The following is a 19,151-nucleotide window of genomic DNA, read 5'->3' on the forward strand; positions in this document are numbered from 1 at the left end:
TAGCGCGTCTCAAAAGACGAGCGGCGCCCTATAGCATCGTTTCCAGTTCGGCGCGGTGGCGGTGCATGGCGAGAAGACGGCGGTAGTCGCGGTCGTAGAGCGCCTGTTTCGCCTTGTCGGGAAGCCGTTCGTCGCCGCCTGGATACATCGCCTCGCCGGCCGCCGCCAGATCCTTGTACAAACCGCAGGCGACGGATGCGGCGACCGCCGTGCCGAGCAGCACCGCCTCGTTCATTTTCGGCACCACGACCTTGCAGCCGGTCGCATCGCTATAAAGCTCCATCAGCACCGGGTTCTTCACATGCCCGCCGGCAATATGCAGAGTATCGGGCATGTAGCCGTATTCCTTCATCATTTCCAGGATATGGCGGATCCCGAGGGCAATCCCCACCGCAGAGCGCCAATAGAGCGCGCAGAGCCCGTCGAAGGACGTATCGAGCGTCAGCCCGCTGACGACGCCGACGGCATGCGGATCGGCGAGCGGCGAGCGGTTGCCATGGAAATCCGGCAGCACGAAAATCCGCGCACCGAAGGCATCGCCCTCCTCGGCCCTCAATTCGGCGATGCGCGCGACGATCCTCTGATGCAGCGCCGCCGTCGGCTCGCCGCCGGCCGCATGCATACGCACGATGTGGTCGAGCAGCGCGCCGGTCGCCGATTGCCCGGCCTCCACCAGCCAGGATTGCGGGAAGACCGCCTCGTAATAGGGTCCCCACATGCCATGGCTCGGCTTGCGTTCCCGGGAGAAGGTAACGATGCAGCTCGACGTTCCGGCAATCAGCGCCAGTTGGTGCTCGCGTTTTACAGGATCGGCGGCATAGCCGCCGAGCGCGCCCAGTGCACCCGCATAAGCGTCGATCATCCCGGCAGCGACATGGCAATCCGTCGTCAGCCCCAGCGCTTCCGCCGCTTCCGGTGTCAACTGCCCGACACTGTCTCCGACAGGCGTGGTCTCGTCCGGCAGATGGCCGCGCTCATGAAGGTCCTCGAGGCCGATCCGCTCCAGGAAATCCTGCTGCCAGCCCTTTTCGAGATGGGCGAGATAGTTCCATTTCGCCGTCAGCGTGCAGCGTGAACGGGCAGGCGAACCGGTCGATTTCCACGTCATGAAATCGGCGAGATCGAAGAAGTAGCCGGCCTTTTCCCATGTGGCCGGCAGCTTCTTCTTCAACCACATCAGCTTCGGCATTTCCATCTCGGGCGACATCACATGCCCGGAATGTTCGAGCACCCTGTGCTCCGTCGCCGTGCAGAAATCGGCTTCCTTCAGCGCCCGGTGATCGAGCCAGACGATCGTATCGAAACGCCGCTCGCCGCCGGTGGAAACGCTGAGCTGACGGCCCTCGACGTCGCGGACCACCAGCGAACAGGTGGCGTCGAAGCCGATCGCTCCAACCGAGGCGGCGGCGATGCCGGATTGCTCCATCGCCCTGCGCACTGCCGTGCAGGCGGCCGACCAGATATCTTCGGAATCGTGCTCGGCATGGTTTTCACGCGGCCGGTTCATCACGATCGGATGTTCGGATTTGGCGAGCAAGCGGCCGCGTGCGTCGAAGACGCCGGCGCGCGCGCTGCCCGTGCCGATATCCACCGCAACCACATGATCACGCATCAAATCTTGGTCCCGTCCAGCTTATGGTTGCGGACAAGGTGTATCAAATCCGGCATGGCGTCAAACACCACCTCAGGCGAAAGACGATCGAGTTCGGCGCGGTATCCGGCGAAATTGGCGTGGGACCCACCGGTGAAGGCGAAGACCGTCATGCCCGCCGCCTTGGCGGCAGCAATACCGGCCGGGCTGTCCTCGACGACAAGGCAATGTGCCGGCTCGACCCGCATTTCACGCGCCGCATGCAGGAAAAGATCGGGCGCCGGTTTGCCGCGCTTGACCATCGTCGCGCTGAAGATGTCGGGCAGCTTGCCCAGAAGTCCGGTCACCGACAGCGACAGGCGGATTCGCTCCATCTGGCTGGACGAGGCAACGCAACAGGGCACGCCAAGTCCGTCGATCGTCGCGGCGACACCCTCTATCGGCTTCAACTCGGTGCGGAAACGGGCATAGAGATCGGTGCGGATGCGCTCGAGGAATTCCTCGCCGGCATGGACGTTGAATTCGGTTTCGAGCGTATCGATGAGGGTCGACAGGCTACGGCCGAGAAACCGCTCATAGGCCTGGTCCTCGGTGATCGAGACGCCGAGATCGTTCATGGCGCCGACGAGCACGTTGATCGAAATCGGCTCGCTGTCGACAAGCACGCCATCGCAATCGAAGATGACCAGCCGTGTTTCAGCATCAGCCATGGAAGACCCAACCTGAGTTCAATTCGGACGCATGACCGTCCCGCTTTGCTCGCAAGGCCGGATGGATGGTGACAACAGCGTGCCGCCATCCCATTCCCTTACACTGCGAGCTTGCCGTCGAGATAGAGTTGCAGCGTCTCCCGCGTGCCCTTTTCCCACAGGGTTTTGAGTGCATGGGCGAAACGCTTGCGGAAAAGTTCGGATTTTGCCACTTCGCCAAAAATATCGTCGAAGGCGAGGAAGGCTGACGGATCGTCCTTGGCTTTCAGCGCCGCCGCATGCAGGCGATCGGCACTGGCGTCGTTGAAGACGATATCCTTGCCACTGTCGGTCTTGCCGGCGAAATAACGGCACCAGAGTGCTGAAACCAGCGCCAGGCCGACGACGTCCCTGCCCTGATGCAGATTGTCGAGCGTCGACGGCAGGATGAATTTCGGCTGGCGGTTCGAGCCGTCCTGCGCCAGTCGCGGAATGGTGTCGGCAATCTTCGGATTGAGCAGGCGGTGCTCGATCAGGGCGAAATAATCCGTCAGCGACGTGTTCGGCACCGGCGGGACGATCGGGATGATCTCATCTTTTTCGAGCTTGGCGAGGAAGGCGCGGATCAGCGGCTCTTCCATGGAATCGTGAACGAAATGAATATCCATCAGCGCCGCCGGATAAGCGATCGCGGCATGCCCGCCGTTGAGGATGCGGATCTTCATATGCTCGTAGGGCGTGACATCGAGAACGAAGGTCACCCCGACCTTTTCCAGCGCCGGCCGGCCGGCAGTGAACTTATCCTCCAGCACCCATTGCTTGAATTCCTCGCAATAAACCGGCCAATTGTCCTCGATCCCAAAATTGTCGCGGAGGAAATCGACCTCACGCTGGCTGGTCGCCGGCGTGATGCGATCGACCATGGCGTTCGGGAAGGCGACATTCGCCCTGATCCAGTCGGCAAGGGCAGGGTCTGAAAGTGCGGCCGTGCCGACGACGGCATTGGCGGTGACAACGCCGTTGTGGGGAATGTTGTCGCAGGACATGACGGTGAACGGTCCGATGCCCCTGGCCTTGCGCGCCTTCAGGCCGGCGACGATCAGGCCGAACACCGTCTTCGGCGCATCGGGATTCTGTCCGTCGGCAGCGATCGCCGGATGAGCCGGATTGAACCTGCCCGATGCGTCGATGAAATAGCCGCCCTCGGTGATCGTCAGCGAGACGATCCGGATCTCGGGATCGGCGAGCCTGGCGATGATGGCGCTCGCATCGCCGACCGGCAGGATGTCGATCATCGGCGCAGTAACGCGCGCCGCCGTCTTGTTGTTGTCCTGCTCGACCACCGTCGTCAGGAAATCCTGCGCCGCAAGTTTTTCGCGCATGGCGGCATCCGACGGCAGCACGCCGGCGCCGACGATCGCCCAATCGTGATCCGTGCCTGCATTGAAGAGATCGTCGAGATAGATCGCCTGGTGGGCGCGGTGGAAATTACCGACGCCGAAGTGCACGATGCCGGCTTTCAGCGATGCCCTGTCATATCCAGGGATAGCCGCCGTGCGGGCCACATCCGAAAGCGTTGCCAGCGATAATTTGCACGTCATGTTTCAGTCCTCTTGAAGGTCTTGCCGAGACGGCCGGGCGTCATCGTCCGGCTCGCATGCCTGCCCCCCGGCCGCCTGCTCAGATGGCAAGGCCGCCCTCGTTGAATTTATGGATGCGTGAACGGTCCGGCGTCAGATAGACCGTATCGCCCGCCTTGGCCGCGAAATCGCCGCTGCCGCGCGCCGTCACCATGCCGATGCCCTCGGCATCGATATGCAGGAAAGTGTCGGAGCCGAGATGTTCGGCGACCACGACCCTGCCCTTCCAGTCGCCGCTCTCCATCGACAGCAGCACATGCTCGGGACGGATACCGATCGTATGGGCTCCGAGCTGGGCCGCATTCTGGCCCTTGATGAAATTCATCTTCGGCGAGCCAATGAAGCCGGCGACGAACAGGTTGCGCGGGCGGCTATAGAGCTCGAGCGGCGAGCCGACCTGCTCGATATTGCCCCTGTTCAACACGACGATCTTGTCGGCCATGGTCATCGCCTCGACCTGGTCGTGGGTGACGTAGACCATCGTCGTCTTCAGCTGCTGGTGCAACTCGCTGATTTCGAGGCGCATGTTGACGCGCAGTGCCGCATCGAGGTTCGACAGCGGTTCGTCGAACAGGAAGGCCGAAGGCTGGCGCACGATGGCGCGGCCGATCGCCACGCGCTGGCGCTGGCCGCCGGACAGCTGGCGCGGTTTGCGTTCGAGATAGTCGGTCAGGTTCAGCACCCGGGCGGCATCCGTCACCTTGCGGTCGATCTCCGCCTTGTCGACACCCGCCATCTTCAGTGGGAAGGCGATGTTGTTGCGCACGCTCATATGCGGATAGAGCGCATAGGATTGGAACACCATGGCCAGGCCGCGCTCCGAGGGCGCCTTTTCGGTGGCGTCCCTGCCGTCGATGACGATCTTGCCGCCGGAGACGTCCTCGAGCCCGGCAATCAGCCTAAGCAAGGTGGACTTGCCGCAGCCCGACGGGCCGACGAAGACGACGAACTCGCCGTCCTTGATGTCGAGATCGATCGACGGGATGACCTTGGCTTCGCCGAAGACCTTCGAAACCTTCTGAAGGGTAATGCTGCCCATGTTTCTCTCCCTTTATCTTATTTCACAGCGCCGAAGGTCAGGCCGCGGACGAGTTGTTTCTGGCTGAACCAGCCAAGGATCAGGATCGGCGCGATCGCCATCGTCGATGCCGCCGACAGCTTGGCATAGAACAAGCCCTCGGGGCTGGAATAGGAGGCGATGAAGGCCGTCAGCGGCGCCGCCTTCGAAGCGGTGAGGTTGAGCGTCCAGAACGCCTCGTTCCAGGCCAGGATGATGTTCAAAAGCAGCGTCGAGGCAATGCCGGGCACCGCCATCGGCGTCAGCACGTAGACGATCTCCTTCATCAGCGATGCCCCGTCCATGCGCGCCGCTTCGAGGATCTCGCCGGGGATTTCCTTGAAATAGGTGTAGAGCATCCAGACAATGATCGGCAGGTTGATCAGCGTCAGCACGATCACCAGGCCGGTGCGCGTGTCAAGCAGACCTGAATTGCGGAACATCAGATAGATCGGGATCAGTGCGCCGACCGGCGGCATCATCTTGGTCGACAGCATCCACATCAGCACGTCCTTGGTCCGCTTGGTCGGCGAAAACGCCATGGCCCAGGCGGCCGGAATGGCGATGATCAGGCCGATCAGCGTCGAGCCGAAGGAGATGATCACCGAGTTCATGAAGTGGCTGAGATAGTTCGACCGGCTCTGCACCTCGGCATAGTTTTCCGTCGTCCAATGGAAAAACAGGAACTGCGGCGGCGAGGCGATGGCGTCGGCTTCCGACTTGAAGCTGGTGAGAAAGGTCCACAGAATCGGGAAGAAGATCAGGATGCCGAGCGTCCAGGCGATTGCGGTGACGATGAGCTTGCGCTTCGTTGTGACTTTTCTGGCCATCTCAAGCCTCCAGATTCTTGCCGACGAGGCGCACGAGGAAGATCGCAACGATATTGGCGAGGATAACCGCCACGATGCCGCCGGCCGATGCGCCACCGATATCGAACTGCAGCAGCGCCTGGGCATAGACGAGATAGGTGAGGTTGGTGCTGTCGGTGCCCGGCCCGCCATTGGTGGTGACGAGGATTTCGGCGAAGACCGAAAGCAGGAAGATCGTCTGGATCAGGATCACCACGGTGATGGCGCGCGCCATGTGCGGCAGGATGATGTAGATGAATTTCGAGATCGGCCCGGCGCCGTCCATCTCGGCCGCCTCCTTCTGCTCCTCGTCGAGCGACTGCAGCGCCGTCAGCATGATGAGGGTGGCAAAGGGCAGCCATTGCCAGGCGACGATGAGAATGACGGAAAACAGCGGCACATTGGCCAGCCAGTCGATCGGCTGCAGGCCGAGCGCCTTGGCAAGATGGGCAAACAACCCGTTGACCGGGTTCATGAACATGTTCTTCCAGACCAGGGCTGCCACCGTCGGCATGACGAAGAACGGCGCGATCACCAGGATCCGCACGATGCCCTGGCCGTACATCGGCTGGTCGAGCAGCAGTGCAAAGGCGATGCCGCCAATGACGGTGATCAACAGCACGCCGGCGACGAGCAGCAGCGTGTTGATCAGCGCCGCGATAAAGGCCGGGTCGGACAGGAAATATTCGTAGTTCAGAAAACCGACGAAGCTTTCCATGCCGGGGCTGAGCAGATTGTAGTTCAGCAGCGAGAAATAGATCGTCATCGCCAGCGGGACGATCATCCACGCAAAGAGCAGCAGCACGGAGGGCGCAATCATCAGGCGCGCAGCGGAGCGGGTATGTAAGGTCGCCATGGCAATCACCGATCTGGACTGAAGCGGGGAGCGGCCGCAAGGCAGCTTTGTCTGAAAAAAGAGGCCGCCGATGCAGTTCGGGCAATCGGCGGCCCAGAGAGGCGGATTGTCAAGGATCCGCCTCTTGCTCGGGAGGCTTTTATTTAATGTAGCCGGCCTTGGTCATTTCGCGGGTGGCGAGCTGCTGTGCGCTCTGCAGGGCCTGGTCGACCGAAATCTGGCCGGCAAGGGCTGCCGAGAACTGCTGACCGATCGCCGTGCCGATGCCCTGGAATTCCGGGATCGCCACGAACTGGACGCCGACATAGGGGACCGGCTTGACAGTCGGCTTGCTTGGGTCGGCCGAGTTGATCGAGTCGAGCGTCGTCTTGGCGAAGGGGGCCGCCTTCTGATACTCCGCATTCGCATAGAGCGAGCTGCGGGTGCCAGGAGGTGCATTCAGCCAGCCTTCCTTTTCGGCAACGAGGTTGGTGTAATCCTTGCTCGTGGCCCAGGCGACGAACTTCTCGGCCGCTTCGGCCTTCTGCGAACCTGCCGGGATGGCGAGGCTCCAGGCCCACAGCCAGTTGCCGCGCTTGCCGAGGCCCTTATCCGGAGCGAGCGCGAAGCCGACCTTGTCGGCGACGGTCGATTCCTTCGGGTTGCTGACGAAGGATGCAGCAACGGTCGCATCGATCCACATGCCGCACTTGCCGGTCTGGAACAGCGCCAGGTTCTCGTTGAAGCCGTTGGAGGAGGCGCCCGGAGGGCCGGCATCCTTCATCAGCTTGACATAGAAGTCGAGCGTGTCCTTCCACTCGGGCTGATCGAACTGCGGCTTCCAGCTTTCATCGAACCAACGAGCGCCGAAGGAGTTGGACATGGCCGTCAGGAAGGCCATGTTCTCGCCCCAGCCGGCCTTGCCGCGAAGGCAGATGCCGTAGACTTCCTTGTCCTTGTTGGTGATCTTGCGGGCGGCGTCGGCAATGAAGTCCCAGGTCGGGGCGTCGGGCATCTTCAGGCCGGCGGCGTCGAACAGGTCCTTGCGGTACATGACCATCGAGCTTTCGCCGTAGAACGGCGCCGCATAGAGCTTGCCGTCCAGGGTCAGGCCGCTGCGGATGGCCGGCAGCAGGTCGTCGACGTCGTAGTTGGCGCCGAGATTGTCGAGCGGCACCAGCCAGCCCTGCTTTGCCCAGATCGGAACTTCGTAGGTGCCGATCGTCAAGACGTCGTACTGGCCGCCCTTGGTCGCGATGTCGGTCGTGACCTTCTGGCGCAGCACGTTTTCTTCGAGGGTTACCCATTCAAGGTCGATGCCGGGATTCTTTGCCTTGAAATCATCCGTCAGCTTCTGCATCCGGATCATGTCGCCGTTGTTCACGGTCGCGATTGTCAGCGTCTCGGCCGAAGCCATGCCGGCAAACGCCAGTGCTGAGCAGGCGCCCAGCAGAAAAGTTCTCAATGTCATATCTTCCTCCCAGAAGATGGAGTGTGAGCATTCGCTTTGCTCATGGGCAATTACTCAACAATCAACAAAGAATGTCAATCGGCAATCGTTGCTGCGATGCCGAAGGCGATAGTCATCTCATTGATTTAACTAGAATATTTTTTGCTCAATTCCTGAGCAAAAACTCAGCAGTTTCTTCATCGGTGATCAGAGCATTGATTTGATGGCCGACAATGGCAGCCCTGATCGCCTTGAATTTGCGCTTGCCCTTGGCCAGTCCAATGACGATCGACGCGTCGCGGGACGGGATCGGCGCCGACGCGACGCGCTCGTTGATCGGGTTGTCGAGCAACCTGCCGTCGACATCGAAGATCCAGCCGCAGATCTCGCCGACCGCGCCGCCGCGCATCAGCTCCATCATCTCGTCCTTCTCGAGAAAACCGTCGACGCAGAGCGGCCCGTCGATGCCGAGTTCGCCGATGCCGACGAAGGTAACATCGGCTTGCGCACTCATGTCGAGCGTCGAACGCACCAGTTGCTGGCCGTGCAGCAGCTCCCGTTCCTCCGCCGAGGTGACGAGCACCGGCAACGGCATCGGATAGTGCCGCGCCTTCACCGCATCGGCCATGCTGAAGATGACGTTGTAATAGGCCGCCGACCCGTCCGGGGCGATATTGCCGGTCAGCGAAACGATGCGGTGATTCGGACATTCGATCGCCGGCAGTTGGTCGACGGCCGCTTTCAGCGTGCGGCCGGTGCCGATGGCGAGGACGATTGGCTCCGGCCGTTTCAGCCACCGCTCGATCTCGGCGGCCGCCGCCTCGGCGATACCGACCGTCGTCGATGACGACGCGGGATCACTCGGCACCACCTCAACATGTTTCAGCCCGAATTTCCGGCGCAACTGACTGCCGAGTTCCAGGCAGGCGGCGATCGGATGATCGAGCCGCACCTTGATCAGGCGCTCGGCGACCGCCAGCGACACCAGCCGCTGCGCCGATTGGCGCGAGATGCCCATCGCAGCGGCGATTTCATCCTGCGTGCGCCCGGCGACGTAATAGAGCCAGCCAGCCCGAGCCGCATCGTCGAGCCGTGCAGGGGTCTCTGATCTTTTTGCCATTTAATGCCTACCGCGCAAAGTGAGCCGGCGTGCCGCCGCCGAACATGATTTGAATTTGTATCGCGCCAGATCAAAACAAAATTCCGGCAAATGTCGAGCCTGTTGCAAAGAGCCCCGCCAAATAACCGCTATCACCGATGCAAACTCCGCTCATGCAACCCCGCTTAGGCAACCCGCACTTAGCCAAACCCCACTCAGGCGAACCATTGCACGACGAGATAGATCGCCGCCTTCACCAGCCCGTAGATCACCCCGCCGGCGATGACGAGCGACACGGCCGTCATCACGAAGCCGATGAGCGCGAAGAGACCGTCACGGCCCAATATGCCGAAAGCGAAGACCGAGATCGTGATCGCCGGCAGGATGTTGCCGAGCGGGACCGGCAGCAGCAGCACGATCGACAGCAGCAGACATGCGGCCCCGGCGAGATATTCCGCCGGCGGCTCGGCAAAGATCGCAAGCCTCGGCTTCAGCATGCGCTCGGCCCAGGCGAGCCAGCGGTGAATGCGGCCGACGATATTCTCGAAATCCTCCCGCCGCATCGAACGGTCGGCAATCACCCTCGGCAGCCAGGGTTTCAGCCCGAAGGTCAATTGCGCGGCCAGGAAGACCAATGGCGCGCCGAGCACGGCCGAAGTGCCGGGCGGCGTGGGAAAGGCGTTCGGCAGCGCGAAGATCAGCATCAACGCGCTGATCGCCCTGTCGCCCATCGTGTCGAATAGATCACCGATCGAGATCCGCTCACGGCTCTGGTCGGCGGCCATCTGCCGTAAAATGGATGAGAGGCGGCGGCCTTTGGGACGTGGTCTTCGGATGGTACTGTTTTCTCTCGTATCGATGATCGTGGATCCGGCGGTTGATGAAAGTGTAGGGCCGGATTCTGGCGATGCAATATGCCAATTGAATGACTTGCGGGTTAGAAATTGTAGCTGCGATCGGAGCCGATCCCGGCTATCCAATCGCCCCACCCGTGGGCGAGATATCCGACAGAACAGCGGGGTGCCACACGGCACGCCCCTGAAGCAGCCAACACCGCCGCCGAATGAGCGCTTGAAATTCCCCGCCAACAATGCAAGCAGACGCGGAGACCAGAGAAACGGCAGAGTGCAATGATCATTTCATTCGACATCGGCGGCACCGCCATCAAAGGGGGCATCGCCCGCTCCGAGACAGACATCGTTCCCCTCGGCCGCCGCCCGACGCCGAAGGATGATTTCGCCGCTTTCGTCGAGACCCTGCGCGACATTATCGCTGAAACCGGCGAACGGCCGAGCCGCATCGCGCTTTCCATCGCCGGCGTCGTCGATCCCGATACCCAGCGCCTGATCTGCGCCAACATTCCCTGCATTCACGGCCGCACGCTCGCGGCCGACCTCGAAACCGAGCTCGGCCTTCCGGTGCTGATTGCCAACGACGCCGACTGTTTCGCCATGGCCGAAGCCGGCCTCGGCGCCGGCCGCGGCCACCGCATCGTCTTCGGCGCCATCCTCGGCACCGGCGTCGGCGGCGGCTTGGTTGCCGACGGACGCCTCGTCAATGAGGCCGGCGGTTTTGCCGGCGAATGGGGTCACGGGCCGATCATCGCATCCGCAGCAGGCAATCCACCCGTCGCCATTCCCGCCTATGCCTGCGGCTGCGGCCAGAAGGGCTGCGTCGACACCGTCGGCGGCGCTCGCGGCCTGGAGCGGCTGCATCAGACGCTGCACAATCTCGACCTTTCCAGTGAGGAGATCATCGCCCAGTGGCGCCAGGGCGAGGAGAAGGCGACACGCACGATCGACGTCTATGTCGATCTCGTCGCCTCGCCCTTGGCGCTAACGATCAACATCACCGGCGCGACCATCGTCCCGGTCGGCGGCGGGCTTTCCAATGTCGAGCCGCTGCTGGCTGAACTCGACCACGCCGTGCGCGCCCGCATCCTGCGCAAGTTCGAGCGCCCGCTGGTGGTGCGCAGCGAATGCCGCATCGAGCCCGGCCTGATCGGCGCAGCCCTGCTGGGGTTGAAGGCCGAGGCGGCCTAAATCCAGAGGACTCCCTAAAGCACCGGCCACATCCGCACGATCGCTGCGAACCGATCCCAGTCCTTGCGCGCCAAAGGCGTCCAGGCAGCCTCGGCAACGGCCGGAAGGCGCGGAAAAGCCAGCCGGTTGAAATAGGCGCAGGACAGGAAGTTCTCGGTCCAAATGCAGGCCTGGATGCCACGCATCTTCTGCTGCAGCGCCTCCGGCAGCTCGCCCTCGGCCTCATAAGCATAGGTGTGTTCCGGCGGGTTGAACCCCGCCCAGCCCGCGCCGGGTTCGGCCCAGGCTTCGGCCTGCGCCATGTCGAGATAATAGGCCTGGCCCGGCGTCATCACCACGTCGTAGCCTTCCTGTGCCAGCTCGATGCCGACGGCAGGCTTTTCCCAGGCCATCAGCAGCGTGCCGTCGCGCTCGACGCCGCCGCCATGCGAGACCTCGTTCCAGCCGGCGAGCTTCCTGCCGCGCTCCGACAGCATGGCTTTGATACGTTTCAGGAAATAGGATTGCAGCTCGGCGGTGCCGGCAAGTTTCTCCCGCTCCATCAATGCCTTGCAGAGCGGCGAGGAAAGCCAGGAGCCCTGCGCCACTTCGTCGCCGCCGATATGAAGATATTCGCTGGGAAACAGCGCCACCATCTCGTCGAACACCTTGCCGAGGAATTCATAGGTGAATTCGACAGCCGGATTGAGGGCATTGTTGGGATAACCCTGCACCGAGCGGTAGCTGTCCGGCGCCTCCTGCCCGTCGACAAGCGCGGGTAGCGACAGCAGCGTCGCGCTGCTGTGGCCGGGAATATCGATTTCCGGCACCACGTCGATGTGCAGAGAGGCCGCATGCGCAACGATCCGCCTGACATCGTCCTGGGTGTAATGGCCGGAGCGCGGTTCCGCCCCGTCGCCGAGTTGCGGCATGAGCACTTCATCAGGCCCGCGCCGCGCGCCGATCTCCGTCAGTGCGGGATAGGCCTTGATCTCCAGCCGCCAGGCTTCGTCGTCGGTCAGATGCCAGTGGAAGATGTTGAGCTTGTTCCAAGCGAGAATATCGATCAGCCGCATGATATCGGCCACCGGATAAAACTGCCTGGACACGTCGAGATGACAACCGCGCCAGTCATAACGCGGCTGGTCGGCGATCGTGCCGAAATTGGGGAATTTGAAGCTCTCACGATCGGCGCGGCCGCCATGCAGCAGCTGCGCCAGGCTGATCAGCCCGTATTGCCGCCCAGCGGCATCGGCACTCGACAGAACGATCTCATGCGCGGTGAAACGCAATTCATAGGCAAAGGCGGCGATCGAGGATTCGGTGACGAAACGAATGGCCCGTCCGCCTTTGACGGCACTGAGGGAGAACGGGACGTTGTCGGCCGGATAGAGCCGCTGGTAGAGTTCCAGAACCAGGGCGAGCGCCTTGACCGCATCGGGCCGCGTCCGCTCGGCCGGATAAAGGACGACGGGCAGCTCTCCTGCCTTCAGCCCGAGAGCCAGCGGCCAGGGCAGCAGCGCATAGGGCTCCTCGGCCCGACCCGGCGGCAGAAGCGGCGGCGCCACGCCGCCTTCCCGGCCTTCGAGCATGAGATCGCCGAAACCGACGGGAACATGGCGCCCGTCGCCAAGTGTCAGATAGGCCGATTTGATACCTGATGTCGCATGTTTCGGCTCTCTGGTCAGGCCCTCGACGGTGAACCGCCAGCGCCCCCCGGGCGCCACGCTCAGGCCGTCGCTCGGTAGGAATTCGTGGAAATGCGCGAGCTGCTGTTTCAGGCTGCCGCCATCGCAGACATGTTTGTCGGCAACGCGCGTTTCCGAGGTGTAGGCCAGCGAGAAGCCGGAGAGCGGCTCGGCCGAAAGATTGAACAGCGTGAAGGTCAAGCGCCCAAAGCTGCCCTCGATCGGGCTCCAGGTTGCTTCCAGATGGTAATCGGCCATGGTCGTGCCCTGCCCCGTCGATGAGTGACCGGGATCGCGACTGGACTCCCGGCGTGCTTTCGCAGCTTAGCTTTTTCGAGGCGGCAATGGAATCGGCGCGCAGGTTCAGGGCGGGCTGCAGCATGAAAACCGTTCAAAGCCTTCCAACCAGGCTCTACGGGTTCAACAGCGGTGCATCTTGGTCGGGATCTGCGGGCCTGCAAGGAAAACGGCGCGGCTTTCGCCGCGCCGTCCTCACTCTGCGGCCAACGCCGGCGGATGTCTGTCATCCGCCTCTTCCTGGATGGCGTCGGCATGCTGGCCTGGCTCGTCCTTCGCCTTCGGCTCCCGGCCGAAGAAAAGGGCGTAACCGGCGGGCAGAACCAGAATGGTGAGCACTGTGGCAACCAGGATGCCGCCCATCATCGCGTAGGCGAGCGGACCCCAGAAGACGCCGCGCGAGATCGGGATAAGCGCCAGCACGGCGGTCAGCGCCGTCAGCATGATCGGCCGGAAACGCCGCACGGCCGCGCCGACGATCGCCTCTTGCCGGTGCATGCCGGCTTTGATATCCTGGTCAATCTGGTCAACCAGGATGATCGAGTTGCGCATGATGATGCCGAGCAGCGCGATGACCCCGAGGATCGCCACGAAGCCGAAGGGCGCGCCGCTGATCAGCAGTGCCGCCGCCGCACCGATAATGCCGAGCGGCCCGGTGGCGAGCACCAGCATCGCCTTGCCGAAATGCTGCAGCTGTATCATCAGCAGCACGATGATGACGGCGAGCATGATCGGCGCCTTGGCGGCGATCGACATCTGGCTTTCCGCCGCATCCTCGGCGCCGCCCTGGATCTCGACTTTATAGCCGGCCGGCAGGCTGTCGCGCAGGTCCTTCATGTCGGCATACATCTTCATCACCACATCGTTCGGCTGCACATCGTCGGGCAGCGTCGCACGCACGGTGATCGTCGGCAGGCGGTCGCGCCGCCATTCGATGCCCTGCTCCATGACCGGCACGACCTTGGCGACCTGCGAGACCGGCACGAAGCCGCCGAAGTCCGTCGGCACATAGACAGAGTTGACCGCCGACAGCAGCGAACGGCTGGCATCCGGCTCGCGGGCGACGATCGAGACCGTCTCCTCGCCGTCGCGGAAATCATCGAGCGCCGCACCCGACATGGCAGTCTGCAACATCTGGCGAACGCGCTGCGAAGTGACGCCGAGTGCCCGGGCGCGATCCTGGTCGATCACCAACTTCATCGCCGGCACCTGCTCCAGCCAATCGTCATGGATGGCGCCGAGCATCGGATTGGCCTGGAAACGCGCCTTCACCTGATCGGCGATCGCCCTGACTTCCCCGCGGTCCGGCCCCATGACGCGCATTTGGACGGGCCAGCCAGTCGGTGGGCCGAGGAAGAGGCGGTCGACCTTGCCGCGAATGTCGGGGAAGTCTTCCGCCAGGATCGTCCGCAGCTTGGTGATCAGCCGCTCGCGCGCCGGTTCGTCATTGGCCATGACGAGCAACTGGGCGAAGTTCGGATTGCGCAGCTGCTGGTCGAGCGGCAGGAAGAAACGCGGCGCGCCTTCGCCAATATAGGTGGCGATGAACTTCTTGTCGGGGTCGTCCATCATCTTGGCTTCGAGCGCCTTTGCCTGCACCTCGACTTCCTTGATGCTGGTGCCCTCGGGCAGCCAGAGATCGACGAGGATTTCCGGCCGCGAGGACTGCGGGAAGAAATTCTGCGGGATGAACTGGAAGGCCCAGAGGCTGGTGACGAAGGTGCCGAGCGTCAGAAGCAGCACGATGACCCGGTGGCGCACCGCCCAGCCGACCGTGCCGCGCAGCCGGCGATAGAAGCCGGTGTCGAAGGCATCGTGATGCTCGCCGGCGTGATGGCGCTGCTTGAGGATCATATAGCCGAGCCACGGCGTGAAGTAGACCGCGACGAACCACGAGGTCACCAGCGCGATACCGACCACATAGAACAGCGACCGCACATATTCGCCGGCCGTCGATGCGGCAAAGCCGACGGGGATGAAGCCGGCCGTGGTGATCAGCGTACCCGTCAGCATCGGGAAGGCGGTCGAGGAATAGGCGAAGCTCGCCGCTTCGATCTTGACGAGCCCCTCCTCCAGCTTTCGCTCCATCATCTCGACGACGATCATCGCATCGTCGACGAGCAGGCCGAGCGCGATGATCAGCGCGCCGAGCGAGATGCGCTGCAGGTCGATGCCGAGTTCGTACATCAGCGCGAAGGTGGCTGCGAGCACCAGAGGAATGGCGATGGCAATGACGAGGCCCGAACGCCAGCCGATCGACAGGAACGAGACAACCAGCACGATGACGAGGGCTTCGCCGAGCGCATGCATGAATTCACTGATCGCGTCCGTCACCACGTCGGGCTGGTTGGCGATCTGATCGACCGAGACGCCATAAGGCAGCGCCTCCTCGAAGCGCTGATAGGTCGCCTCCACATCCTTGCCGACATCGGTGACGTTGAAGCCCTTGGCCATGACGACGCCGACCTGAACGCTCTCGTGGCCGTTGAAACGGTACTTGCGCTGATAGGGATCTTCGAGCCCGGAACTGACGGTGGCGATATCGCCAAGCCGCGTCACCTGGCCGCCGGCGCGAAGGCGCAACTCGCGAATATCGGTCGCCTTCTTCACGTCGCCTTCGACGGATATGCGCACCGAGCGCAAGCCGGTATCGACGGAGCCGGCCGGATCGACATTGTTCTGGCCCTTGATGGCATTCTGCAGATCGAGGATCGTCAGGCCGCGCTCGGCGAGCGCCTTGGACGAGACGTCGATATAGATCTTCTCAGGCTGGTCGCCGATGATCACGGCCTTCTCGACGCCCGGCGTCGTCAGCAGCATGTCGCGCGCCTGGATCGCGAATTTCTTCAGTTCCGGATAGGAATAGCCGTCGCCGCTGATCGAATGCAGTGTGATGAACGTGTCGCCGAACTCGTCGTTGAAATAGGGGCCGAGCAGGCCCTGCGGCAGCTCGCTGGAGATGTCGCCGACCTTCTTGCGCACCTGGTAGAAAGCGTCCGCCACATCCTTCGAATTCGTATCGCCCTTGACCTGCAGGGTGATGATCGCACTGCCCGCCCGCGTATAGGACTTGACCCAGTCGATATGCGGAGTTTCCTGCAGCTTGCGCTCGATCTTGTTGACGACCTGATCTTCCATCTCCTGTATGGAAGCGCCCGGCCAGATCGCCTGAACGACCATGACGCGGAAGGTGAATTCGGGATCCTCGCGCTGGCCCATGCGCATCAGCCCGAGCACGCCGGTGATGATGATCAGCCCGAAGAGGAAGCGGGCGATGCTCGGATGTCCGATTGCCCAGCGCGACAGGTTGAAGGGCCGCTTCTCGGTGGTGGTGGCGTCCATGGTCTTATTCCCTATCCTATGGCCCGATCAGCGGACGGTCTGGTCCGTGGCGGCCAGGGCCGACTGCTGGTCCGGCACCTTCACCTTCAGGTTTTCGCTCATGAACTGCGTGCCGGCCGCAACGACGAGATCGCCGCTGTCGAGGCCCTCGATCACATGCACGCCGTCGCCGGTGAAATCGGCGACCTTGATGTCGCGGCCATGCACAGTCGACGTATTGCGATCGACGGTCCAGACCATCTTCTTGCCGTCCTTCTCGGCGAGCGCGCTGAGCGGGATCGAGACATAGCTGTTGCCATTGCTGACATCGGCCTCGATCGTCGCCGTCATGCCGAGCAGCACCTGCGGATCGTTCGGCAAGCTCACGCGAACCGCAAAGGTGCGCGATTGCTGGTCGGCGCTACCGGAAACCTCCCGCACCTTGCCGTCGAGCACCAGCCTGTCGTCGGCCCAGAAACTGGCCTTGACTGTCTTGCCCGGCTTGAATTCGGCAATGTCGTTTTCCGGAACCGCGATCTGCACTTCCTTCTCGCCGTCGACGGCAACGGTGACGACGGCGGTGCCGGAGCCGACGACCTGGCCGGTATCGGCATTGATCGCGGTGACGATGCCGTTCTGACCGGCCTTGAGCTCGGTGTAGCTCACCTGGTTTTTCGCCTGGTCGAGCGCCGAAAGGGCGGCATCGCGCTGCGAGATCGCCTGGTCATGGCTGAGTGAGGCCTGTTCAACCTGAGACTTCGGGGCGACACTCTTGTCGAAAAGCTGCTCGGCGCGTTTGTTGACGAGATCGGTGGTTTCGACACCCCTTTCGGCCGCGGCGAGATTGGCTTCGGCCGTCCTGACCGCCAGCTGGTAATCCGTGGCGTCGACGCGGGCAAGAACATCGCCCGGTGTCACCCGGTCGCCGATATCGACGAGGCGTTCTGTGATCTTGCCGGCGACGCGGAAACCGAGGTTCATCTCCGTGCGCGCCTTGACCGAGCCGGAATAATCGAGCTTGCGCGTGTCGCCGGCCTTGGCGATCTCGACGACCTTCACCGGCCGGACGACTTGCTTGACCTCAGCCTTCTCTTCCGAGCACGCGGAAACGCCGATGCCAATCGCGCCGACGAGCGCGAGACTGGTGACGGACGGCATGCGGTAGCTGAGGGTCTTGAGCGAAAACATCTTCCGCACTCCTGGATCGTTTCGGGGGTCTCGACGGCGGCTGCCGTCCATTATTTCTTCAGCGCCCTGATCACGTAGTCGATCAGTTCGTCGACGCTTGCGCGGTTGGTTTTGGCAAGGCATTGGGCCACCATTTGCGGATGGCAGAGATTGATCGTCGCCGCGCCGAAGCAGCGCGAGGCAACGACCGGGTCCTGCTCGACGAACTCGCCGGCGGCAATGCCTTCGGCAATGATTTCGGCAATGAGATCATGGACGCGGTCGATATGTTTTTCGATGACGTGCCAGTCGCGCTCGATCGCGACGATGATCATCTCATGCACCTTCATCTCATCGAGCATCAGATCCAGCGTCAATTGATGCTGGGTCTCGACATAGCGGCGCAACCGCTCGCTGGCGCTGATCGGCTGATGGCGGATGTCGTAGGCGATCTGATAAGCGGTGGCGAGCATGCGCCCGCAGAGCGCCTGGTGGATTTCCACCTTGGAGGCGAAGAAACGATAGATATTGGCGGGCGACATGCCAAGATCGCGGGCAATGTCGGCCACCGTCGTCTTGCTGTAGCCATAATGCCGAAACAGCCGCTCGGCCGCATCAAGAATGCGGGTGACATTCTCCTGCCGAGTGATGTCGAGCGTGTTTTCCGCAATCTCGTCCATGATTTTCGATGCCTCGAATTACGACTGACGAATTTTGAATTTCGTCAGTCGTAAAATATCAGGCGTCACTTGTCAACATCCCTGAGCGCAGTACAGCTCTCGGCAGGACGGCCATTTGGTCGTGTGAGGGATTTTCTGAAGCAGATGGACGATGGCGGTCGGGCGCAATTGAAAAGTGCCGCGACGCGAAACGCGCGCGGCACCTCATCGGCGGCCGGAAATCAGGCGAGCTTGACGTCGAGCGTGATCGGAACGGAGGCGAGCGCCTTGGACACAGGGCAACCGGCCTTGGCCTTGTTGGCAAGCTCGGTGAAGGTCGCCTCATCGGCACCGGGAATACGGCCAGAGAGCGAAAGATGGATGGCGGTGATGGCAAAGCCGCCCTCGACGCTTTCCAGCGTTACCTTGGCGGAGGTTTCCATATGCTCGGCGGTAAAGCCGGCTTCGCCGAGGATCAACGACAGCGCCATGGTGAAGCAACCGGCATGGGCTGCGCCGATCAGTTCTTCCGGGTTGGTGCCAGCAATGCCTTCGAAGCGACTTGCGAAGCCGTAGGGATAGTCCTTCAGGGCGCCGCTCTGCGTCGAGATCAGGCCTTTGCCGTCCTTGAGGCCACCGGTCCAATGGGCCGAAGCCGTACGATTGATCTGCATGCCGTCCTCCTGTTTCGATTGTGCTTTCGAGCAAGCGGCAGGGCGCCGCTCCATGCCCGCGGGAGATCAAATAGCCTTCCCGAAGGGCAATATAATGCTCTATCCGGAGAAGACG

Annotated in this window: 15 protein-coding genes; 1 reads left to right on the forward strand and 14 read right to left on the reverse strand. The window is 62.3% G+C overall.

What is annotated here, in order from left to right; genetic code table 11:
• Positions 1-28: 28 nt before the first annotated feature.
• From FHT75_RS20985 to FHT75_RS21025, 9 genes are all read right to left on the reverse strand, one after another.
• Positions 29-1,612, reverse strand: a complete 1,584-nt coding sequence (locus tag FHT75_RS20985) for an FGGY-family carbohydrate kinase (protein WP_063475273.1) — start codon at positions 1,610-1,612, stop codon at positions 29-31.
• Positions 1,612-2,301 carry an HAD family hydrolase gene (locus tag FHT75_RS20990; protein ID WP_063475272.1) on the reverse strand — a complete coding sequence of 230 codons (690 nt, stop codon included), beginning with the start codon at positions 2,299-2,301 and terminating at the stop codon, positions 1,612-1,614. Before FHT75_RS20990 ends, FHT75_RS20985 begins: the two co-directional genes overlap by 1 nt.
• 98 nt (positions 2,302-2,399) lie before the next feature.
• Positions 2,400-3,881: a mannitol dehydrogenase family protein gene (locus tag FHT75_RS20995; protein WP_047616225.1), complete on the reverse strand. Its 1,482-nt coding sequence runs from the start codon at positions 3,879-3,881 to the stop codon at positions 2,400-2,402.
• A gap of 79 nt (positions 3,882-3,960) precedes the next feature.
• Positions 3,961-4,959, reverse strand: coding sequence for an ABC transporter ATP-binding protein (locus tag FHT75_RS21000; protein WP_047616223.1), 999 nt, complete (start codon positions 4,957-4,959; stop codon positions 3,961-3,963).
• A 17-nt stretch (positions 4,960-4,976) separates the two neighbouring features.
• Positions 4,977-5,807, reverse strand: coding sequence for a carbohydrate ABC transporter permease (locus tag FHT75_RS21005; protein WP_018483649.1), 831 nt, complete (start codon positions 5,805-5,807; stop codon positions 4,977-4,979).
• A gap of 1 nt (position 5,808) precedes the next feature.
• Positions 5,809-6,681, reverse strand: coding sequence for a carbohydrate ABC transporter permease (locus FHT75_RS21010; RefSeq protein ID WP_047616221.1), 873 nt, complete (start codon positions 6,679-6,681; stop codon positions 5,809-5,811).
• Positions 6,682-6,820: 139 nt separating this feature from the next.
• Entirely contained in the window at positions 6,821-8,131 is a 1,311-nt protein-coding gene (locus FHT75_RS21015; protein ID WP_047616219.1) for an ABC transporter substrate-binding protein, read from the reverse strand.
• A gap of 145 nt (positions 8,132-8,276) precedes the next feature.
• Positions 8,277-9,230 (reverse strand): sugar-binding transcriptional regulator, encoded by a 954-nt coding sequence (locus FHT75_RS21020; RefSeq protein ID WP_047616217.1) that lies wholly within the window; start codon positions 9,228-9,230, stop codon positions 8,277-8,279.
• Between the two features lie 194 nt (positions 9,231-9,424).
• On the reverse strand, positions 9,425-9,994 hold the full coding sequence (locus tag FHT75_RS21025) for an exopolysaccharide biosynthesis protein (protein WP_244604804.1): 570 nt from the start codon (positions 9,992-9,994) through the stop codon (positions 9,425-9,427).
• A gap of 345 nt (positions 9,995-10,339) precedes the next feature.
• Here FHT75_RS21025 and FHT75_RS21030 point away from each other — a divergent pair, with 345 nt between their 5' ends.
• Positions 10,340-11,251: an ROK family protein gene (locus FHT75_RS21030; protein WP_063475271.1), complete on the forward strand. Its 912-nt coding sequence runs from the start codon at positions 10,340-10,342 to the stop codon at positions 11,249-11,251.
• A gap of 14 nt (positions 11,252-11,265) precedes the next feature.
• Here FHT75_RS21030 and FHT75_RS21035 read toward each other — a convergent pair whose 3' ends face one another.
• The 5 genes from FHT75_RS21035 to FHT75_RS21055 form a co-directional block, all read right to left on the reverse strand.
• Entirely contained in the window at positions 11,266-13,176 is a 1,911-nt protein-coding gene (locus FHT75_RS21035) for a beta-N-acetylhexosaminidase (protein WP_063475270.1), read from the reverse strand.
• A 234-nt stretch (positions 13,177-13,410) separates the two neighbouring features.
• Positions 13,411-16,557, reverse strand: coding sequence for an efflux RND transporter permease subunit (locus FHT75_RS21040; RefSeq protein WP_047616212.1), 3,147 nt, complete (start codon positions 16,555-16,557; stop codon positions 13,411-13,413).
• A gap of 27 nt (positions 16,558-16,584) precedes the next feature.
• Complete coding sequence (locus FHT75_RS21045) at positions 16,585-17,724, reverse strand: efflux RND transporter periplasmic adaptor subunit (RefSeq protein ID WP_063475269.1); 1,140 nt, start codon at positions 17,722-17,724, stop codon at positions 16,585-16,587.
• Between the two features lie 50 nt (positions 17,725-17,774).
• A complete protein-coding gene (locus tag FHT75_RS21050) occupies positions 17,775-18,383 on the reverse strand; it encodes a TetR family transcriptional regulator (RefSeq protein ID WP_047616208.1) in 609 nt (202 codons plus the stop codon).
• A 221-nt stretch (positions 18,384-18,604) separates the two neighbouring features.
• Positions 18,605-19,036: an OsmC family protein gene (locus FHT75_RS21055; RefSeq protein ID WP_047616206.1), complete on the reverse strand. Its 432-nt coding sequence runs from the start codon at positions 19,034-19,036 to the stop codon at positions 18,605-18,607.
• Positions 19,037-19,151 lie beyond the last annotated feature (115 nt).

It is taken from the genome of Rhizobium sp. BK112 (assembly GCF_014193215.1).
GTDB classification, from domain to species: Bacteria; Pseudomonadota; Alphaproteobacteria; order Rhizobiales; family Rhizobiaceae; genus Rhizobium; species Rhizobium anhuiense.

Excerpts from the sequence above, each read along its gene's own strand:
- FHT75_RS21030 (WP_063475271.1), top strand. The coding sequence starts at position 10,340 with ATGATCATTTCATTCGACATCGGCGGCACCGCCATCAAAGGGGGCATC.
- FHT75_RS21020 (WP_047616217.1), bottom strand. The coding sequence starts at position 9,230 with ATGGCAAAAAGATCAGAGACCCCTGCACGGCTCGACGATGCGGCTCGG.
- FHT75_RS21050 (WP_047616208.1), bottom strand. The coding sequence starts at position 18,383 with ATGGACGAGATTGCGGAAAACACGCTCGACATCACTCGGCAGGAGAAT.
- FHT75_RS21045 (WP_063475269.1), bottom strand. The coding sequence starts at position 17,724 with ATGTTTTCGCTCAAGACCCTCAGCTACCGCATGCCGTCCGTCACCAGT.
- FHT75_RS21010 (WP_047616221.1), bottom strand. The coding sequence starts at position 6,681 with ATGGCGACCTTACATACCCGCTCCGCTGCGCGCCTGATGATTGCGCCC.
- FHT75_RS21005 (WP_018483649.1), bottom strand. The coding sequence starts at position 5,807 with ATGGCCAGAAAAGTCACAACGAAGCGCAAGCTCATCGTCACCGCAATC.
- FHT75_RS20985 (WP_063475273.1), bottom strand. The coding sequence starts at position 1,612 with ATGCGTGATCATGTGGTTGCGGTGGATATCGGCACGGGCAGCGCGCGC.
- FHT75_RS21035 (WP_063475270.1), bottom strand. The coding sequence starts at position 13,176 with ATGGCCGATTACCATCTGGAAGCAACCTGGAGCCCGATCGAGGGCAGC.
- FHT75_RS20990 (WP_063475272.1), bottom strand. The coding sequence starts at position 2,301 with ATGGCTGATGCTGAAACACGGCTGGTCATCTTCGATTGCGATGGCGTG.
- FHT75_RS21015 (WP_047616219.1), bottom strand. The coding sequence starts at position 8,131 with ATGACATTGAGAACTTTTCTGCTGGGCGCCTGCTCAGCACTGGCGTTT.
- FHT75_RS21025 (WP_244604804.1), bottom strand. The coding sequence starts at position 9,994 with ATGGCCGCCGACCAGAGCCGTGAGCGGATCTCGATCGGTGATCTATTC.
- FHT75_RS21040 (WP_047616212.1), bottom strand. The coding sequence starts at position 16,557 with ATGGACGCCACCACCACCGAGAAGCGGCCCTTCAACCTGTCGCGCTGG.
- FHT75_RS21000 (WP_047616223.1), bottom strand. The coding sequence starts at position 4,959 with ATGGGCAGCATTACCCTTCAGAAGGTTTCGAAGGTCTTCGGCGAAGCC.
- FHT75_RS21055 (WP_047616206.1), bottom strand. The coding sequence starts at position 19,036 with ATGCAGATCAATCGTACGGCTTCGGCCCATTGGACCGGTGGCCTCAAG.
- FHT75_RS20995 (WP_047616225.1), bottom strand. The coding sequence starts at position 3,881 with ATGACGTGCAAATTATCGCTGGCAACGCTTTCGGATGTGGCCCGCACG.